Source organism: Sphingomonas aerolata, from assembly GCF_003046295.1.
Lineage (GTDB): Bacteria > Pseudomonadota > Alphaproteobacteria > Sphingomonadales > Sphingomonadaceae > Sphingomonas > Sphingomonas aerolata.
Genome location: NZ_PZZN01000002.1, coordinates 253024 through 272122, shown reverse-complemented (window position 1 = coordinate 272122; position 19099 = coordinate 253024). Strand labels below are relative to the sequence as shown.

Below are 19099 nucleotides of genomic sequence, written 5' to 3'. Positions count from 1 at the left end.
GACGGCGATCCGGCGTCAGGCGTGCGCCGGCCTGGCGTGAACGATCGCGGTCGCCGCGGACATCAGGATCGCGTCCTCGACGAACCCGGTGCTCGTCTGCCCCCAGCGTTCCATCGCCCATTTGCGGGCGGCGAGGCCACCATAGGATGACAGGATCGCCGCGCCGATCCCGACCGCTGCGCCCGTCAGCTGACGCTTTGGCGGGGCGAGCGCCGCGCCGGCAAAGCCGCCCGTGATCGTGCGCGCGAGCAGACCGAGGAACACGGTACGATCGGGCGCGGTCTTCATCTTGTCGCCCGCCATCTCGGCCGCCGCCATCGCCACGCCCCCGGCGCTGATCAGCGGCGCCGCCATCAGACGCGCTCCAGCGGTATCCTCAGGGAGCGTGCCGCGCTGTGCGGCGCCGGCCAGTGCAGCAAGCGGCGTCATCGCACGCTGGCCGGCCACCAGGCCTATCAGAAGGGAACGAAGCATAAGGGATCCTGTCAGTTGGAGCGATCGTGTGATCGGCTCCGTCAACGGATGACACCGTCAATGCGCTCCATACCAGCGCGCCGCTCGATCCCGCACCGACCCCGGGCACCACGCCGATACCCGGAGCGACGCCCGCAAACGCGCTTGAACGTTCCCGATTTGCGCATAAGCCGGAAAGCATTGGAGCGAACGATGAATGATCCGGCGAATACCAAAAGCGCGGCGTGGGACGGGACTCTGGTCAAAACCTGGCTCGAGCGGCGGCTTGCCGCGGCGAAGCTCGACCAGGCAATGGCGGACCGGCGCGGCTACGAGGCGCAGGACGATTATGACAAGGCGGCCGCCGAGGAATGGGCCTGCCGGGCGCTTCAGGCACCGGACTGCACCGCGGATCAGGCCGGTTTTGCCAAACGGCTCAAGGACCTGATCGCGCAGGACGATTATACCGCGACCGGCATCTACGACGATATCCGGTTCCAGCGCCATGTCCGTAGCCAGCTGCGCAAGATCGCCAAGATGGCCAAGACGAATGAAGGGTTCGAAAAGACGCTCCGCTACCAGTAAGCCCGAGCCATGGATGCTGCGCCACCCCCGCTCGCGGGGTACCGCCGGCACTAGGCAGGCCGCATCCTCACGAGGCCCGTGCCATCCCGCCGCCGCCGACACGCCGCGCCTCGCGCTGCCCGTGCATCGCCAGGAGCGCGGTCGTCGCATCCCGGTCGACCGCCGGGGAAAATACGAATCCCTGGCCAAGCACGCAGCCGATCGCGCGAAGCTGCGCGATCTGCTGATCCGACTCGATCCCCTCCGCGACGATCCGGATGCCCATTTTCTTGGCGACGCGGATCAGCCCTTCGACGATCGTCGCGCTGACACTGTCGGGTTCGAGATGATCGACGAACGTCTTGTCGATCTTGATCACGTCGACGGGCACCGTGAGAAGATGCGTGAGCGACGCGAAACCGGTGCCGAAATCGTCGAGCGCCACCCGGATGCCATGGTCGCGCAGCGCGCGGATCGCCTCTTGGATCGCCTGGTCGCCTCGGCCCATATACACGGTTTCGGTGACCTCCAGGATGACATGCTCTAGCGAGACGTCATGGCGTTCGAACGCCGATGCGAGCACGCGCGCAATCGCCCCGCCGCTCAAATCCTCCGACGAGACGTTGATCCCGACATGCTGGATTGCGAGACCCAGATCGAGCCAGGTCCGGATGTCGGCGGCGACAAGCCCCATCATCCGCTCGGTCAGTGCGGTCGAAACCCGCGCATCGCTGGTGGCTTCGTGGAACGCGGCGGCGGAAATGATCCGGTCGTCAATGCGCATCCGGCACAGCGCTTCCAGACCGACGATCTCACGCGTGTCGAGCCGGAAGATTGGCTGGTAATAGGCCTCGATCCGTCCGTCACAGAGTGCTGCGCTGACATCGCGGATCGCGTGCAGGCGCCGCGTCATGCTCGAACCCAGCGCGGCCGAATACATCACGAAGCTGCCGCGCGCGGTGTCCTTTGCATGGTACAGCGCGAAATCGGCGTTCTGGCGCACTGGGGCGGTCACGGGATCGCCCGCGATATAGACCGCGCCACCGATGGTCGCGCGCGGCACGACGATCTGGCCGCCGCAATCGGCGGGTCGGCCCAGCGCATCGAGGATCCGCTGCGCGATCGCATCGGGTTCGGCCAGGTCGTCCGCCGACTCCAGGATCAGCGCGAATTCGTCGCCCCCCACCCGAAAGGTCCGCCCGGGCTCTCCCGCCGCCGCGATCCGCTGACCGACGATCCGCAGGACAGCATCGCCGGCCGGATGCCCGAACGTGTCGTTGATCACCTTCAGATTGTCGAGATCGAGCACGAACAGCGCCCAGCGCGCGACCGACCGACCCCGGATATCGGCCAATGCCGCATTGAAGGCGGCCCGGTTGGGCAGTTCCGTCAGCGTGTCGGTAAAGGCGCGCCGCTCATGTTCGACGACGCGATTATGGCGATCGATGGCGATCAGGCAGAGATGCAGGCAATGTTCGACGAGCACGCGTTCGAACGCCGTCGGACCCCGCGCTTCGCGGTAGTAAAAGGCAAAGGTCGCCACGGTAAGCCCGTCCGGATTCGATATCGGGCTCGACCAACAGCCGCGCAGACCGAGCGGCGCCACCAGATGCTTGAAATCGGCCCAGCGCGGATCGGTCGCGATATCCGCGACGCTGACGTCGATGCCGAGATACGCGGCGGTGCCGCACGACCCGGCCAGCGGCCCGATCGCGGCGCCATCGATTGCCTGCGAATACGACTCCGGAAGACTGGGGCCGGCCAGCGGATGCATCCTGCCCGCGCGGTCGACCGTCAGGACCGAACAGATCACGCCGGGCACCAGCTGCTCGACCTGCTCGCATAACGACCGGCAGGTGACGTCCAGACTCTCGCCCCGGGCAATCCTCTTGAGTATCGCGTTCTGGAGTTGCAGCACCACACGCTGGGTATCATCACCGACTGAATAGGATAGATCGGTCATGGAGAAATCATAAGCCATGGATGCATCTGAGAACAATTTCTATTTACTTTTCATGAACATCCCAAACGGCTATAGTTCAGCCCGATTTGGCATGTATCCATTCGTCAACGGACGCGCACCCAGAACTGTACTGCACGAGCCCTCCGGAGTCCGACCGACACGCACGGACTTCGCCACGGATTGAGGGTCCTTAGCCGAAGAACATATAGCGAACAATAGCTCTTGTCGCGATCTGGTCCCGCGCCTAGGACGCCGCATGGCTGGCACTCGCCGGCGGCGAAACACACGCGAGCAATGCTGCGCGAGGGGCTTGACGATGACGGACGCAGATCGGTGCTATTTCGAACGGCGAGCCGAGCAGGAAATTGCAATGGCCGCCGCCACCCAAGATCCCAGCGCCTGCGCCCGCCATTACGAACTCGCGAACCTGTATCTGTCGCTCATTTCGGAAACGCCCGTCAGCACGGCCGCCTGACGAGGACATCGGCATCGGTCAGGCATCCAAGTCGCGGTGCCCGTCGATGCTATGTCAATCGAGATATCCGCAAGGACCTCGCTACGCATCGGCACGCAAGCGGTAGCCGACGCCCAGTTCGTTGGCGATCACGCTGCCGACTGGTCCCGGATGCTCCAGCTTCTGCCGCAGGTTGCGGATGACGATGCGGAGATATTCGACGCGCGGATCCTCCTCGCCGCCCCAGGCCGCGGCGAGCACGCGCTGATGCGTCACGACGCGGCCGATGTGCCGGGCAAGCACCGCAAGCACGTCGTGCTCCTTGCGGGTGAGATGCAGTTCCTCCGCGCCCCGGAACACGACCCGGCGATCGAGATCGATGCTGACATCGCCGGTGCGTACGATCTTCGGCGTGGTTTCGGACAGTCCATGATGACGCAGCGCCACGCGCAGCCGGGCCAGCAGTTCCTCGCTGTCGAACGGTTTGGTGATGAAATCATCCGCCCCCAGGTCGAGGGCTGTGACCTTCTCGTCGACCGCATCGCGCGCCGACACCACCAGGATCACCGCATCGCCGTGCGTCCTTAGCAGCGGGATTAGGCTCAACCCATCGCGGTCGGGCAGGCCGAGGTCGAGCAGGACCGCGCTTGGATGCTCGACCGCCGCCTGCTGCAGCGCCTGTCGCCCGTCCTCGGCCTCGACCACGGCATAGCCCGCGCGGGTGAGCGTGTTGCGCAGCAGGCGGCGGATCGCGGCTTCGTCGTCCACCACGAGAATCTTTGCGGGCATTCAGGCGATGCTTTCGGGTTTGAGGTCGCGGACGATGAGCCCGCGGGGGAAGATCAGCGCGAAGGCGGCTCCGCTACCATCGTCGCGGTTCCCGGCCTCGACCGTCATGTCCATCGCCTCCGCGAACGCCTTGACGATCGCGAGGCCGAGACCCGTTCCGCCCACCGCGCGATCGGACCCTTCGAGGCGGCGGAACGTCTCGAACACTTCGGTTTCCTTGCCCGGCGGCAGGCCGGGTCCGTGATCCATGACGGCCAGACGAAGCTCGCCGAACCGGTGCCGCCCCTCGATCACGATCTCGGTTCCGGGATCGCCGTAGCGCCCCGCATTGTCGAGCAGGTTGAGCAGGCAATGGTGGAGCAGCTGCGGGTCGGTATAGACCAAAGGCAGGTCGGGCGGGACGTCGAGCCGGACCGCATGGCCCTCCAGCGCGCGCCGCGCATCGTGCGCCGCGCCCGTCACTGCATCGCTCAGGTCGGTCGGTTCGATGTTGAGCTTCAGCGCGCCCGCCTCGACCCGTGCCATGTCGAGCAGATTGGCGACGAAACGGTTGAGCCGCGCGGCCTCGGCCTTGATCGTCGCGATCAGGTCGGGTGTCGCGCCATGCTCGAGCTGGTCCGCCGCGGCGATGACCGCGGTCAGCGGCGTGCGCAGGTCATGGCTCACCGAGGACAGCAGCGCGGCGCGCAACCGGTCGCGCGTCCGCACGGTCTCGACATCGCGCATCTCGACCTCGAGCCGCAACCGTTCGAGCACCAACGCGGACTGGTCGAGCAGGCTGCTGAGCAACGGCAGCTGGTCGGCGCGAACCGGGTCGGCTGCGCTGTCCTTCGCAACTCCGAGCACGCCGAGCACATGGCCCCCGGCCTTCAGCGGCTGAAACAGCCATTCCGATGCCGCGAGCGTGCCCGAGCCCTTGCCCGCCGCCATCCCCGTGTCGAGCGCCCAGGTCGCCGCGGCGGTATCCATCGTGCCGAGATGATAGCCGGCATCGCTGGCCGCGAGGATTTCCAGGCTCTTGCCGATCCCGGGCACCAGCAGGACCACCTGTACGTCGAGCAGCCCGCGGACGTCGTCGCAGATCATCTGCGCCGCGACGTCGATGTCGTTAACGCTCGTGATCTGGCGCAGGAACCCGGCGAGCGTCGCGTTGGTCCGCGCACTCGCCGCGGCCAGATCCGCCTGCGCCCGGACACGTGAGGTCAGCTGGCTCGTCGCGACCGCGATGGCGAGCAGGACGACGACAGAGACCAGATTTTCGGGATTGCTGATGCTCAGCGTACCGACCGGCGGCAGGAAGAAGAAGTTGTAGGCAAGGCTGGAGGCGATCCCCGCGTAAAGACCGGTCCGCAGGCCATAGAGGCTGGCCGCGGCCATGACCGGCAACAGGTACAACAGCGCGACGTTGCCGAGATCGAGGATGTGGAACAGGGCACTGGCGACGCCGGTGACGCTCGCGACGAGTGCGGTCGTAACCACATAGCCGGCGGGCGTACCCCACCGCGCCGGCCGGCGGCGACCACGGTCCCGGCCGCGCGGGTCTGCAGCCACGGGCAGCACATGCACGGTGACGCCCGGAGTATCGCGGATCACCCGGTCGACGACCGAACCGTGCAGAAACTCAAACCACCGCGACCGGTGCGACTTTCCCATGACCAGCTGCGTCGCGCGGGCATCGGCGAGAAAGCCCTGAATACCCGCCACCACATCGGTCGCGGGCACCGTCGCGACGGCTGCACCGAGCTGCGTCGCCAGCGTCATCGCCGCGGCAACGCGCTGATGTTCGGCGTCGGAGAAATTTGCGACGCGCGGGGTTTCGATGAAGAGCGCGGTCCAGGGGCCCCGAAGCCCGTCGGCCACGCGCTTGGCGGCACGCACGAGCGTGTCGGCACCGGGCAATTCGTTGATCGCGACGACGATCCGGTCGCTGCCCGCCCAGGTGCCGCCGAGCCCGAGTGCACGAACGTCGTCGAGCATCCGCGCGTCGACCGCCTGTGCCGCGCGCCGCAGCGCAAGTTCGCGCAAGGCGGACAGGTTGGATTTGGAGAAGAAGTGCGACAGCGCCCGCGTCGCTTCGTGCGGCAGATAGACCTTGCCGGCGCGCAGTCGCTCGATCAGCTCGTCGGGCGGGATGTCGACGACCTCGATCTCGGCCATTTCCAGCACGCTGTCGGGCACCGTCTCGCGCACCCGGACGCGGGTGAAGCTGGCGACGATGTCGTTCAGGCTCTCGACGTGCTGGATGTTGACGGTCGAATAGACGTCGATCCCGGCGACCAGCAGTTCCTCGACGTCCTGATAGCGTTTGGGGTGGCGACTGCCCGGCGCATTGGTGTGTGCGAGCTCGTCGACGAGGACGAGGCGCGGCGCGCGCGCGAGGATCGCATCCAGATCCATCTCCTGGAGCGTGCGGCCCTCATAGGCGATCGCCCGCCTCGCGATGATCTCGTGGCCGCGGGTCAGCGCCTGGGTTTCCGCCCGGCCGTGCGTCTCGACCACGCCGACGACGACGTCGACGCCGTCGCGGCGGCGCGCGGCGCCCTCGGACAGCATCTCGAACGTCTTGCCGACCCCGGGCGCGGCGCCGAGGAACACCTTGAAACGTCCCCTGCCCTCCTGCGCGGCGGCGCGCAGGAGGGCGTCGGGATCAGGTCTGCCGTCGCCCGATACCGGCATCAGCGCGCGGGCGCGCCCGAGGCCGACAGGGCGTCGAGCGCGCGGTTGAGCGCCAGCACGTTGACGTGCGGCTCGCCGAGGATGGACGCATCCGTCGCATCCGTGACCAACGCGCGAACCTGCTCGACCGGCACGCCGCGAACACGCGCGATGCGTGGCGCCTGGGCCAGCGCGGCGGCGGGCGACAGGTCGGGATCGAGCCCCGAGCCACTGGCGGTGACCAGATCGGCAGGCACCGGACCGGCCACACCCTCGGCACGGCGTTTCGCGACGTCGGGCGTCACGCGATCGACCAGCGCCTGGCTCGCCGGTCCGAGATTCGACCCCGACGACGCCAGACCGTCATAGCCCTTGCCAGCCGCCGATAGCCGCGTCTGGAAATAGCGATCGGTCGTGAACGCCTGCCCCACCACGGTCGAGCCAATGACGGTCCCGCGCGCATCGCGCATCAGGCTGCCGTTCGCCTGAGAGGGGAAGATCGCCTGGCCGATCCCGGTCATGGCGAGCGGGTAGACGAGCCCGAGAAGGACCGCGAACAAGATCGTCATGACGATCGCCGGTCGCAGCGCGGAGGTGAAATCCTTGCCCATGTCTGTCTTTCCTTATGCGAGACCGAGGCCACCGACCACAAGGTCGATGAGCTTGATGCCGATGAATGGTGCGACGAGGCCACCCAGACCGTACACCGCGAGGTTGCGTGCAAGCAGCGGTCCAGCTGCCATCGGCCTGTAGGCGACGCCGCGCAGCGCCAGCGGGACGAGGCAGGGGATGATGACCGCGTTGAAGATGATCGCCGACAGGATCGCGCTTTCCGGTGACCCGAGACGCATCACGTTCAGCACGCCAAGCCCCGGATAGAGCACGACGAACATCGCCGGGATGATCGCGAAATATTTCGCGACGTCATTGGCGACCGAGAAGGTCGTCAGCGCCCCGCGCGTCATCAGCAGCTGCTTACCGAGGCCGACGACCTCGATCAGCTTGGTCGGATCGCTGTCGAGATCGACCATGTTGCCCGCTTCGCGCGCCGCCTGCGTGCCGGTGTTCATCGCGACCCCGACATCGGCCTGCGCGAGCGCGGGCGCGTCGTTGGTGCCGTCGCCGCACATCGCGATCAGCCGGCCGCCGGTCTGCTCCTTCCGGATCAGCTCCAGCTTGTCCTCGGGCGTCGCTTGGGCGAGAAAATCGTCCACCCCGGCTTCGGCCGCGATCGCCGCCGCGGTCAGCGGGTTGTCGCCGGTGATCATCACCGTGCGGATCCCCATCGCGCGCAGCTCGCCGAACCGTTCGCGGATGCCGGCCTTGACGACGTCCTTGAGGAAGATCGCGCCGAGCAGGCGCCCGTCCTGCGCGACCGCAAGCGGAGTCCCGCCGGCGCGAGCGATCTCGTCGGTGATCCGGCGCAGTTCGGTCGCCGCGGCGGTTTCGCCCGATCCGGCATTGGCGCGCAGGATCGAATCCACCGCGCCCTTCTGGATCAAGGTGTCGGCCATCTTCACCCCCGAAATGCGTGTCTGCGCGGTGAACGGGATGATCTCGGCCCCGGTAGGGAGCGTGGTAGTCGCAACGTTGAACGTCTGGCGCGCGAGCAGCACAATCGATCGGCCTTCCGGCGTCTCATCGGCAAGGCTGGCGATCAGCGCGGCTTCGGCGAGTTGCTGCGCGCTGGTGCCCGACACCGCGCGGAACTCGCTCGCCTGCCGGTCGCCGATCGTGATCGTACCGGTCTTGTCGAGCAATAGGACGTCGATGTCGCCTGCCGCCTCGACCGCGCGTCCCGACTTGGCGAGCACGTTGAAGCGCACCAGCCGGTCCATCCCCGCAATGCCGATCGCCGACAGCAACGCCGCGATCGTCGTCGGGATCAGCGTGATCAGCAACGCCGCCAGCATCGCCACCGGGATCGACCCGCGGGCATAGGACGCGAAGCCCGGGACGGTGCCGACCGCGATCAGGAAGATGATCGTCAGCCCGACGAGCAGCAGCGTCAGTGCGATCTCGTTCGGCGTCTTCTGGCGCTCGGCACCTTCGACCAGCGCGATCATCCGGTCGAGGAAGCCCTTGCCGGGTTCGACCGTCACCTTGACGCGGATCTCGTCCGAGATGACGCGCGTGCCCGCGGTCACCGCCGAGCGGTCGCCGCCGGCCTCGCGGATCACCGGCGCGCTTTCGCCGGTGATCGCCGCCTCGTTGACCGAGGCCACGCCCGAAACGACGTCACCGTCGGACGGGATCAGGTCGTTGGTCTCGACCAGCACGATGTCGCCGACCTTGAGCTGGCTGGCGGGCACCGCGTCGAACTCGCGCCCGTCGCCTTTCAACCGCTTGGCGGTCAGTTCCGCCTTGGTCGCGCGCAACGACGCCGCCTGCGCCTTGCCGCGCCCCTCGGCGAGCGCTTCGGCAAAGGTGCCGAACAACACGGTCAGCCACAGCCAGATGACGAGCTGAAGCTTGAAGCCGATCGACAGATTATCCTGCCCGACCACGAGCAGCACGGTCATCAACGCCGCGACCACGGCGGTGACGAACATCACCGGATTGCGGATCAGTTCCTTTGGATTGAGCTTGAGGAACGACGCCTTGATCGCGGGGACGACGAGGTCGGCCGTGAACAGGCTTTTTGTCTGGGTCTTTGCCATGGTGGCCCCCGATCAGGACAATGTGCCGCTGATCATCGCGAGATGATCGGCGATGGGACCGAGCGCGAGGCCCGGCAGGAAGGTGAGACCGCCCAGGATCAGGATGATGCCGACCAGCAGCCCCACCCACAGCCCGCCCGTCGTCGGGAACGAGCCCGCGCTTTCGGGTGTGTACTTCTTCGCGGCCAGGCTCCCGGCGATGGCGAGCATCGGCACGATGATGAAGAACCGCCCGACCCACATCGCGACGCCCAGCAGCCCGTTGTAATAAGGCGTGTTGGCGGTCAGCCCTGCAAAGGCGGAACCGTTGTTGGCGACCGCGCTGGTGAAGGCGTAGAGGATCTCCGAGAAGCCATGCGGCCCCTTGTTGAGCGGCCCCGCCAGCCCTTGTTGCAGCACCGACGACAGCGCGGTCAGCCCGAGGATCATCAACGGCAGCACCGCGATCGCCAGCACCGCGAGCTTCACTTCGCGGCTTTCGATCTTCTTGCCGACATATTCGGGCGTACGCCCGACCATCAGCCCCGCGACGAACACCGCGAGGATCGCGAACAGCAGGAAGCCGTAAATTCCTGCGCCGACGCCGCCGATGACGACCTCGCCGAGCTGCATGTTGAACAGCGGGATCATCCCACCGAGCGCGGTGAAGCTGTCGTGCATGCTGTTGACCGCGCCGCACGACGCCGCGGTCGTGACCACCGAGAACAAGGCCGACGCGGCGATCCCGAAGCGGACCTCCTTGCCCTCCATATTGCCGCCCGCGACGCCGAGATGCTGGAGTACCGGGTTGCCCGCGGCTTCCTGCCAATAGGTGACGGTGACGCCCGCGAGGAACAGGATCACCATCGCCGACAGGATCGCCCAGCCCTGACGCGTGTTGCCGACCGCCTTGCCGAACGTCCAGGTCAGCCCGAAACCGATCAGGAAGATCGACAGCATCTGGATGAGGTTGGTCAGCGCGGTCGGGTTCTCGAACGGGTGCGCGGAGTTCGCGTTGAAGAAGCCGCCACCGTTGGTGCCGAGCATCTTGATCGCTTCCTGGCTCGCGACCGGGCCGAGCAGCAGCGACTGTTTCGCGCCCTCGAGCGTCTGCACGTCGACGACGCCCGCCATCGTCTGCGGCACGCCGCTGGCGATCAGGAACAGCGCGTAGACGATCGAGATCGGCAGCAGGATATAGAGCGTGACGCGCGTCATATCCGCCCAGAAATTGCCGATCGCCTTGGACTCGCGCCGCGCGAAGCCGCGGAACAGCGCGAACGCCAGCGCGATCCCGGTGGCCGCGGACAGGAAATTGTGGATCGTCAGCCCCAGCATCTGGCTGAGGTTCGACATCGTCGATTCCCCGCCATAGCTCTGCCAGTTGGTGTTGGTGGTGAAGCTGATCGCGGTGTTCAACGCCAGATGCGGCGACAGCCCCGCCAGCCCCTGCGGATTGCCCGGCAGCACGCCCTGCAGGCGCAGCACGGCATAGGTGAACGCCATCAACGCAACGTTGAAGAATAGCATGTGCAGCGCGTAGCGCCGCCAACCCTGCTCGGCATTCGGGTCGATGCCGGCGAGCGTGTAGAAGCCGCGTTCGACCGGACCGAGCACGATGTGGAGCGGTGTGCGCCGCCCCTCGTAAAGGGCAAAAAGCCACACGCCGACCGGTTTGGTCAGCGCGAGCAGGATGGCGACGAAGCCGAGGATCAGGATCCAGCCCTGGAATGTCATGGTGTCCGCCTCCTTCAGAAGCGTTCGGGGCGGATCAGGACCGCCACCAGGTAGATGAGAAGGCCAAGCGCGGTCAGCGCCGCGAGCCAGAGGTCGAGCGTCATGCGTGCGTCCTCATGCGTTGTCGCAGAGCCGGGCATAAGCGAGCGTCGCCGCCACCAGCCCGACCATGACGAGGATCCAGAGCAGGTCGTCCATCTCCACGTCTCCTCAAAAGGCCGCGGTCAGCGACGCGACGATCGTGCCGCCGGCGATGTTGCCGCTGCCGTCCTGTCCCTTGCTGAAACTGGGGCGCAGATAGGTCGCCTCGGCACCCGAAATGTCCGTGTCGATGTAACTGACGTTGAAGGTCAGGCTGTGCCAGGTCGCGTCCGCGCCGAGCGACCAGTCCCAATATTCGCCGGTCGGCGCGACCGCGGTCGCGTTCGGCCCCAGTCCATCCTGCCCCCAGCTGTGCCCGACATGCGCCTTGGCGGTGATCGGTGTGCCGGCGATGGCCAGCGCACCGTCGCCCCACAGGTACAGATTGTCGTCCTTGTCGCCCGGGCTCGTATAGACGCCCGCTACCGCATCCGCGCCGGTCGCATACCATTTGCCGATCGCCTGCTGTTTGGGCGCATAGGCGACGCCCGCGGTCAGCGTTGCGGGACCGGCGGTGCCGGTCAGCTTGGCATAGGGCTCGGCAAAGTCGGTGTTGTCCGCGCCACCCGGATACATGTACCAGGTCAGCCCGGCGTCGAGCGTCGCGTTATCGGCAAGCTTCGCCTTGTAGCCCCCGATCAGGTCGAGCTCCATATTGGCACCGCCGAACGTCCCCCAGCCGGCAAGGTTCGATCCCCAGACGCCGGCATAGAGACCGCTTGCGTGCGACACCGTGATGCCGCCCTGGACGGCCATTTCCCGGTCGGACTGCGACACGCCACGAAACCGATAGTCGGAGGCGATCGTCGCCGAACCGCTGACCGTCAGCGTTGCCGGGGGAGCGGTGTCTGCAGCGGCCTCGGCCTTGTCGCCGGGTGTCGATTGCGCCTGCGCGGTGACGGGAAGAGCGAGGATCGCGACGACCATGGCCGCATGACGGAACTTCATTGATGCACCCCTTGAACGGCGCTCGTCACACGACGATGCCTTCAGGGATGTGCGATTAGGCGCATCGATCGTAGCAATTCGAGATCGATTCCGGGAAATGGCATATAGCGCGCATATAGCTGGCGCATTTTTTACGCTGTGGGCCGATATGCCCGGTGATAAACCGGCGCCAAATTGGCGATGGCGTGCGCGGCCTCGCCGCGGGGGCGATGTGGATCGAGGCACACCAGCAGCTTTGCGAGGCCCGCTTTGCCGCATTGGAGAATGTGATCCGTGACCTGAAGCAGGAGGAAAACGATGGACAGCCAGGGTAGCAATGCGGTCGAGCGCTGCGGCGATCGCGAACTCGTCGTAACGCGGACATTCGATGCGCCGTGCAGCACCGTCTATGAGGCGTGGAGCCAGGCCGATCTCTTCCAGCGATGGTGGGTACCGAAGTCCGCCGCCGGCATTTCGCTGGTCTCTTGCGACCTCGACGTCCGCACCGGCGGCACATACCGGCTAGGGTTCAGCGCCGGCGGCTCCAATATCATGACCTTCTACGGCCGGTATATCGAGGTGGTACCGAACGACCGCATCGTCTGGACCAATGACGAAGGCGAAGAGGGCGCGATCACGACAGTGACCTTCGAGGACCGTGATGCGCAGACGCTGCTGACGTTTCGCGAATTCTATCCATCCCGGGAAGCGCTCGACGAGGCACTGCAGGGCTCGGCGGCAGGCTTGCCGGAGCAGCTGGGACAACTCGGCGCATTGCTCGCCGGCCAGGATCGATAGCGCGGGTCGGGAACCGCTGCTCTGGGAGTATATGCTCGCCGGAGCCATGGCGCGTTTGCCAGACCCGCCCAGCTGTCCGCTACGGCATGGATCCCGTGCCTTGGCCAAAGACGAGAAAAGCGCCCCGCATGTCCGTGTGAAAGATCATGGCGGGGCGCTGAGGGTACTCGTCACTGGAGGCGAGAGCCTCGAGTGCTTGATTAGGATCAACTAGTTGATAATGTGTGAAGCATCCCGCCCGCTCCGTGTGACACCGTCGATGTCGCGGGCGGGATGCCGAGCTCTTACCGTCTTGGAGCAGTAAGCTCTGCGACGAGCGTCTCAAATATGGCCGCGGCGGACAAGCCTCATGTCATCCGCGAATCCCGGATCGAGACAGACAGCGCCCCGTCACGCGCCCTGCCCTCCTTTTCCAACGGCAGCATCACGACCGGGCGAGCGTCCAGCGGCCTTTATCGGGTCGCCGCCGTCGTCTTGTGGCGCTTCTGCCATCACCGGGCACAGGCAAGCGGCGGGCGGCCGTTCATAGGTCGGCAGGCCGCGCGCCTTGCGCAGGCCGATCAGCATATCGACGCTGAGCGGCATTCCGACCTGCCGGCAGATCGCGCTGAGATAGGTCCGGGCATAGGTCGCCCGCGTGTCCGGCGTCCGCGTGATCGCATTGGGTGCCGCGGTGACCACCCGCCAGAACTGGTCGAACGGCGACCGGTCGCCCTCACCCCAGAAATGCAGCAAGGCCAGCGCCAGCCGCAGCCCCGGATTTGGCTTCACCGGGTGCGGACAGCAATCGTCGATCGTCTGGTCGAGCACGCACAGCGCGGTGTAGATCAGCCGCGCACGCGTGGGCGGTTTTGCAGGATCGGACATTGGTCACGCACGGCGCCCGATGCAGCGCCGCGTCATGTGCGCGGGACCCAGATGTCGCGAATCCCGAGCCCGAACTCCCCCGCGCCGAGATACGTGCAGAGCCGATGGTGATTGTCATGGGTCAGGGCCGCCGGACGCCCCTCGCTGATGAAGCGCGCCAGATAGCCGGGCGACCGGTCGATCATGCGCGACAAAGCGGAAAGGCTCTCTCCGCGCTCGTCGGCCAGCTGGCGCAACGCCTGACGTGGATCTGCCGGCACCAGCGCCAGGCGAAGTCGCGCGCCCATTACTGCACCATCCAGTCCATTTCGGCATCGTCGATCGCCGCGAACGCATCGCCATCCGCCGACATCTCGCGCAGGCGCTTGCGTACGGCTTCCGGGTCGCCGTCCTTCGGAAACTGACGATCGGCGCGTGCCGCATCCGCGACCGGATCGATCCAGTCGCCGCGATCGCGCTGTTTCAGCAGCCACCTGCCGAATGTCTCGCGCGTCGTTTGAACCCCGTCATCGTCCCTGTCCATCGCCTGATCCTCCTGCCGACTCGATGACGGCACTTCTATCCTGTTCTTGTTTCGTTCTCAATGGGCTTGGGTCGTTCATGTGCGATCGGTCAGCTCCGGGCTGGAGGAATAGGCACACTGACTAAGGGGTTTCCCTTAGGTCGCCGGCAACAGGCCGGAAACCAGTCCACCGGCACAAGCAGCGTTCACTGCCATTTCCGGGACGGCGCTCATGTGGTCGAAGCAAATCAACGCGAACAGGGAATCGGCGATGTTCCCGGCGGCCCCCGATCTGGTGATCGTGTTCGGCCCGACCGATCGCCTTGCCGATCGCACGCTCATCGACCGGCTCGCGCACCGCTACGACACCGCGATGATCGTCGGCTGCAGTTCGGGGACGATGGTCGAAGGTGATCGGCTCGACGACGACGGGGTCGTCATCCTCGGCATGGGATTCGACCGGACCGAGCTGCGGCTCGCGGTGCAGCCACTGCCATCGTCCGACCTGTCGTTCGCGGCAGGTGCCGCGCTTGGCAAGGACCTCTCAGCCGACGACCTGTCGGGCATATTCGTCCTGTCGAACGGCCTGAACGTCAATGGCAGCGCACTCGTCGCCGGCCTCCGTACCGTGATCGGCGATAGCGTCGCGCTGAGCGGCGGGCTGGCAGGCGATGGCGCGCGGTTTGCGGACACGCGGATCCTGGCACGCGGCGAACACCACGCAGACGTCGTCGCCGCCATCGGCTTCTACGGCGACCATGTCCGGTTCGCGCATGGCAGCGCGGGCGGCTGGCAGCCCTTCGGCCCCGTACGCACGATCAACGATGCGGCGGGATCGACACTGCGCGGACTCGACGGCGAGCCGGCGCTCGCGCTGTACGAGCGCTATCTCGGTGAGGAGGCGGTGGATCTGCCCGCATCGGGGCTGCTCTATCCGCTCGAGATCTGGGATCCCGCCCACCCCGATGTTCGCGTCGTGCGCACATTGCTCGCCATCGACCGTGACGCCGGCACGCTGACCTTTGCCGGCGACATGCCGCAGGGGTGGAAGGCACGGCTGATGCGCGGGATGTTCGACGAGCTGATCAACGGCGCGTCGACCGCGGTGCACCACGCGCTCGACCAGACGATCGCATGGGGGACGTCACCCTCCGCGTGCCTCGCGATCAGCTGTGTCGGGCGGCGGCTGCTGATGGGCCAGCGCACCGAAGAGGAAATCGCCGCGGTCGCCGCCGCGCTAGGCCCGGACATCGCGCTGGCGGGCTTCTATTCCTATGGCGAGATCGCGCCGCAAAATCAGACCGCGGTGCCGTGCCTCCACAATCAGACGATGACGATCACGCTGATCGGGGAATGTGCGTGAAGCCCCCGCCCTCGCCGCCGCCCCCGATCGCCTCGGCGCCACCTGTGCTGCACCGGATCGCGGCACGCCAAGCGGAACGCGCGCGACGGCCCGACGGCGGGATCGACACCGATCGCCTGCTCGCGCTGGTGTCGGCGACCTATGCCGAAACCGATGTCGACCGGCGGCGATCGGATCGCGCGAACCGCCTGATGGCGCAGGAACTGGAGGTCGCGCTGGCGGAAAGCGCGCTTCAGAATTTGCGGTTCAAGGCCGCGCTCGACAACATGAACCAGGGGCTCGCGTTGTTCGATGCGTCCCGGCGGCTGGTGCTGACCAATCAGCGGTTCCTCGACATCTACGGGCTCGATCATGCCGTCCCGGGCCTGACGCTCGACCAGCTGCTCAGCAACAGTCCCTGTCTGTCAGTCAGCACGGCTGACGAGCATCGCCGACTGGTCGAGGAATATGACGGCGCGGCCTCCGCCTATGGCGCGAGGATCGAACAGCGCTGGCCGGATGGACGGACCATCACGATCGAGCGCACCCGGCTGGTCGATGGCGGATTTCTCGACACCGTTGCCGACGTCACCGAAGCGCGCAACGCGTCCGCGCGCCTCGCGCATCTGGCGCGGCACGATGCCCTGACCGATCTTCCCAACCGTACCATGCTGCGCGAACGGCTCGACGAGATGATGCGCAACGCCCGCAGCGGTGATCGCTGCGCGATGCTGTGTCTCGACCTCGACCGGTTCAAGCTCGTCAACGACACGCTCGGCCACCCGGTCGGCGACGCGCTGCTCGTCGCGGTAGCATCGCGCCTCGTCACGCTGGTCCGGCATCATGACGTCGTGACCCGGCTGGGTGGCGACGAATTCTCGGTCCTCGTCCAGCATGTCACGTCGGACCATGCGATCGAGCATTTATGCCGCCGCATCATCGAGGCACTGACGCAACCCTTTGAGATTGGTGGTCACCATATCCAGATCGGCGCGAGCATCGGCGTCACCATGGTCGAGGTCGACGCGCTCGACCCCAACGTGATGCTCCGCGATGCCGATCTCGCACTGTACAGCGCCAAGGCGGGCGGGCGCGGCAATTATTGTTTCTACACGCCCGACATGCACGTCTTCGCAACCCGCCGGCGCGAGCTCGAGATCGAACTGCGCCGTGCACTGAAATCAGAAGAGTTCGAGGTTCACTACCAGCCGCAGGTCGCGATCGGCACGCATGCGGTGGTCGGCTTTGAGGCACTCGCACGCTGGTATCATCCCGAACGCGGCATCATTCCCCCGAACGAATTCATCAGCGTGTGCGAGGAGATCGGGCTGATCGGCGCGGTCGGCGAATTCGTCCTGACGCGCGCCTGTCGGGATGCGGCATGCTGGCCGGACAGCGTCAAGATCGCGGTCAATCTTTCGGCGCTGCAGTTCAAGTCGGGGACGCTGCCGGCGGTCGTCGCACACGCGCTGCGTGTCAGCGGCCTCGATCCGCGTCGCCTCGAACTGGAGATCACCGAAAGCGCGATGCTCGACGACACGGCGAGCGTCCTGAAACAGTTGCGTGACATCAAGCAACTCGGCGTGCTCATCTCGCTCGACGATTTCGGCACGGGCTATTCGTCGCTGAGCCATATCCGCAATTTCCCGTTCGACCGGGTCAAGATCGATCAGTCGTTCGTCCGCGATCTCGGCACCAACAGCGACAGCCTGGCGATCGTGCGTGCGGTGACGGGGCTCTGCGGGAGCCTCGGGATCCTGTCGACCGCCGAGGGGGTCGAGACGCTCGACCAGCTGAATATCCTGGTCGCGGAGAAGTGCGACAGCGCGCAGGGCTACTATTTCAGCCGCCCCGTGCCGTTCGTCGAAACGCTTCCCTTCGTCTCCCGCATGCACGCGCTTCACTCACAGGCCGCCTGAGCCGGCTGCGCAGATCGGACGCGGCTGGCCGTTGCTCACGGCAACGCCAGTCCCCGGGGACCCGTAGGAGCCGCGATGAGGCTGACCGTCAGCGACGTGAAACTTCGGCGATCAGCCGCAGCCCGACCACGAACGCCGACCGGCGGCCTGCGCCGGCATAGGCGCGGCGAACATATTGCACGTCGGGCTGGACCGCGAGGAAGGGCGCCGCGCGATCCTGATAGGTGATCTCGATCCCCGTCTCGGCGGCGTCGGCGCGATCGCCGGCATCGCGCACCGTCTGACGGAGAGCCTGCGATAACAGGCCCTGCGCGACGCCGATCGAGAATTGCCCGTCGGGCCGTCCGGGAACGAGGCCGCGTGCAAGCAGCCCGGTTTGAAAGCCGCCGCGAAACGGCGTCGTCTTCCCGTCCGATATGCCCGCGCGCAGGAACAGATCAATGCCCCGGCCGTCGTCACCGACCAGCCGCTGATCGACCAGCACATAGGCACCGATCGCCGTCCGTTTGACCGGATCGCCGTTGCCGTCGCACGCCCGCATGTCGTCCTGCTGCCGTGTGTATCGCCACGCACCGAACGCCAGCTTGCCGTTGGCGCGTGTCCCGGCCTCCGCGATCAGAAGCGCGCCGTCGTGCATTCCGAGGTCGATCCCCGTCGTATCGCCCAACACCCCTGCCCGCGCATTCACGACGGCAGCGTGGAAATAGCCGGATGTGCCGATCGACGTCTTCAGTCGCATCGTCAGCGCGGTCGAAGGGAAGATCGAAGGCCCGTTGGGCCCCGTCGCCGCGAGCTCCGAGCCGATGCCGAACGCCGGCGCGACCAGCATGCCCGCGGAATCATTCTGATAGAAGTCGACGTTCAGATCGGACAGCCCGACCAGCAGCGCGGCGCGTCCACCCGCAAGATCCTGTTCGACCCACGCCTCGTACAGCTTCACGCGGCCGTCAGCGACCTCGATATTGTCGACGCCCTGCAGCGTCCCCGCCAGCGCATTGATCGATCCCCCCTGATTGCTCAGCACATGGAGATGCGCGCGCGCGCCGCGCCAGCCGGCCAGCCGGTCGAGGTCGCCATCGGCCGTGACCTCGAAATTGTCGAGCACGCGCGCGCCCCGCGCGTCGCCGCCAGCGACGTTGCCCATGAGATCGACGACATAGCGTCCCGTGATCGCGACGGCACGTGGCGGGGGGTCTTGCACGACTTCTGGCGGGCCGGACTGCCCCCAGACAGGTAACGTCCAGGCTCCGGACAGTAATAGGGCGGGTCCGACCAGTCGAGGCACCGTCATAATATCCACGCGCCACCTCCGAGCACTGCATTCCCGCCTATTATAGAAGTCGAAATTT

At 66.4% G+C, this 19099-nt stretch carries 18 protein-coding genes; 5 read left to right on the top strand and 13 right to left on the bottom strand.

From position 1 onward, the window contains the following. Positions 1 to 15 precede the first annotated feature (15 nt). The gene (locus C8J24_RS08615; protein WP_107931766.1) at positions 16 to 474 is read right to left on the bottom strand and encodes a DUF4126 domain-containing protein; all 459 of its coding nucleotides are present in this window, start codon (positions 472 to 474) and stop codon (positions 16 to 18) included. A 192-nt stretch (positions 475 to 666) separates the two neighbouring features. Between C8J24_RS08615 and C8J24_RS08610 the strand changes: the two genes are divergently transcribed. Next, positions 667 to 1038 (top strand): hypothetical protein, encoded by a 372-nt coding sequence (locus tag C8J24_RS08610; protein WP_208620942.1) that lies wholly within the window; start codon positions 667 to 669, stop codon positions 1036 to 1038. 67 nt (positions 1039 to 1105) lie between these two features. Here the strand turns inward: C8J24_RS08610 and C8J24_RS08605 are convergent, their stop codons facing one another. Continuing rightward, positions 1106 to 2980, bottom strand: a complete 1875-nt coding sequence (locus C8J24_RS08605) for a putative bifunctional diguanylate cyclase/phosphodiesterase (protein WP_244180578.1) — start codon at positions 2978 to 2980, stop codon at positions 1106 to 1108. A gap of 316 nt (positions 2981 to 3296) precedes the next feature. Here C8J24_RS08605 and C8J24_RS17555 point away from each other — a divergent pair, with 316 nt between their 5' ends. Further along, positions 3297 to 3455: a hypothetical protein gene (locus tag C8J24_RS17555; protein ID WP_167396735.1), complete on the top strand. Its 159-nt coding sequence runs from the start codon at positions 3297 to 3299 to the stop codon at positions 3453 to 3455. 81 nt (positions 3456 to 3536) lie between these two features. On the opposite strand, the gene C8J24_RS08600 is transcribed toward C8J24_RS17555, so the two are convergent. The 7 genes from C8J24_RS08600 to C8J24_RS08570 form a co-directional block, all read right to left on the bottom strand. Beyond that, positions 3537 to 4223: a response regulator transcription factor gene (locus C8J24_RS08600; RefSeq protein WP_056679288.1), complete on the bottom strand. Its 687-nt coding sequence runs from the start codon at positions 4221 to 4223 to the stop codon at positions 3537 to 3539. Then, positions 4224 to 6899: a sensor histidine kinase gene (locus C8J24_RS08595; RefSeq protein ID WP_107931764.1), complete on the bottom strand. Its 2676-nt coding sequence runs from the start codon at positions 6897 to 6899 to the stop codon at positions 4224 to 4226. Further along, complete coding sequence (kdpC, locus tag C8J24_RS08590) at positions 6899 to 7489, bottom strand: potassium-transporting ATPase subunit KdpC (protein WP_107931762.1); 591 nt, start codon at positions 7487 to 7489, stop codon at positions 6899 to 6901. The genes C8J24_RS08595 and kdpC overlap by 1 nt, the downstream gene beginning before the upstream one ends. Positions 7490 to 7501: 12 nt before the next feature. Continuing rightward, positions 7502 to 9538, bottom strand: coding sequence for a potassium-transporting ATPase subunit KdpB (gene kdpB, locus C8J24_RS08585; protein ID WP_107931759.1), 2037 nt, complete (start codon positions 9536 to 9538; stop codon positions 7502 to 7504). Between the two features lie 12 nt (positions 9539 to 9550). Next, positions 9551 to 11254, bottom strand: a complete 1704-nt coding sequence (kdpA, locus tag C8J24_RS08580; protein ID WP_107931757.1) for a potassium-transporting ATPase subunit KdpA — start codon at positions 11252 to 11254, stop codon at positions 9551 to 9553. 14 nt (positions 11255 to 11268) lie between these two features. Further along, positions 11269 to 11358, bottom strand: coding sequence for a K(+)-transporting ATPase subunit F (gene kdpF / locus C8J24_RS08575; protein WP_022685962.1), 90 nt, complete (start codon positions 11356 to 11358; stop codon positions 11269 to 11271). Positions 11359 to 11464: 106 nt separating this feature from the next. After that, positions 11465 to 12343: a TorF family putative porin gene (locus C8J24_RS08570; RefSeq protein WP_107931755.1), complete on the bottom strand. Its 879-nt coding sequence runs from the start codon at positions 12341 to 12343 to the stop codon at positions 11465 to 11467. Between the two features lie 297 nt (positions 12344 to 12640). Here C8J24_RS08570 and C8J24_RS08565 point away from each other — a divergent pair, with 297 nt between their 5' ends. Beyond that, positions 12641 to 13120 carry an SRPBCC domain-containing protein gene (locus tag C8J24_RS08565; protein ID WP_107931753.1) on the top strand — a complete coding sequence of 160 codons (480 nt, stop codon included), beginning with the start codon at positions 12641 to 12643 and terminating at the stop codon, positions 13118 to 13120. 390 nt (positions 13121 to 13510) lie between these two features. Here the strand turns inward: C8J24_RS08565 and C8J24_RS08560 are convergent, their stop codons facing one another. From C8J24_RS08560 to C8J24_RS08550, 3 genes are read right to left on the bottom strand one after another with little or no spacing between them, the layout of a single operon-like run. After that, the gene (locus C8J24_RS08560) at positions 13511 to 13987 is read right to left on the bottom strand and encodes a hypothetical protein (protein ID WP_107931750.1); all 477 of its coding nucleotides are present in this window, start codon (positions 13985 to 13987) and stop codon (positions 13511 to 13513) included. A gap of 32 nt (positions 13988 to 14019) precedes the next feature. Next, complete coding sequence (locus tag C8J24_RS08555; protein ID WP_107931748.1) at positions 14020 to 14274, bottom strand: helix-turn-helix domain-containing protein; 255 nt, start codon at positions 14272 to 14274, stop codon at positions 14020 to 14022. Then, positions 14274 to 14510, bottom strand: a complete 237-nt coding sequence (locus tag C8J24_RS08550) for a YozE family protein (RefSeq protein ID WP_107931746.1) — start codon at positions 14508 to 14510, stop codon at positions 14274 to 14276. The genes C8J24_RS08555 and C8J24_RS08550 overlap by 1 nt, the downstream gene beginning before the upstream one ends. Before the next feature lie 211 nt (positions 14511 to 14721). Here C8J24_RS08550 and C8J24_RS08545 point away from each other — a divergent pair, with 211 nt between their 5' ends. Then, positions 14722 to 15852, top strand: a complete 1131-nt coding sequence (locus C8J24_RS08545; protein ID WP_107931744.1) for an FIST signal transduction protein — start codon at positions 14722 to 14724, stop codon at positions 15850 to 15852. After that, a complete protein-coding gene (locus C8J24_RS08540) occupies positions 15849 to 17750 on the top strand; it encodes a putative bifunctional diguanylate cyclase/phosphodiesterase (protein ID WP_167396734.1) in 1902 nt (633 codons plus the stop codon). Before C8J24_RS08545 ends, C8J24_RS08540 begins: the two co-directional genes overlap by 4 nt. Before the next feature lie 88 nt (positions 17751 to 17838). On the opposite strand, the gene C8J24_RS08535 is transcribed toward C8J24_RS08540, so the two are convergent. After that, positions 17839 to 18951 carry a carbohydrate porin gene (locus C8J24_RS08535; RefSeq protein ID WP_244180577.1) on the bottom strand — a complete coding sequence of 371 codons (1113 nt, stop codon included), beginning with the start codon at positions 18949 to 18951 and terminating at the stop codon, positions 17839 to 17841. Positions 18952 to 19099 lie beyond the last annotated feature (148 nt).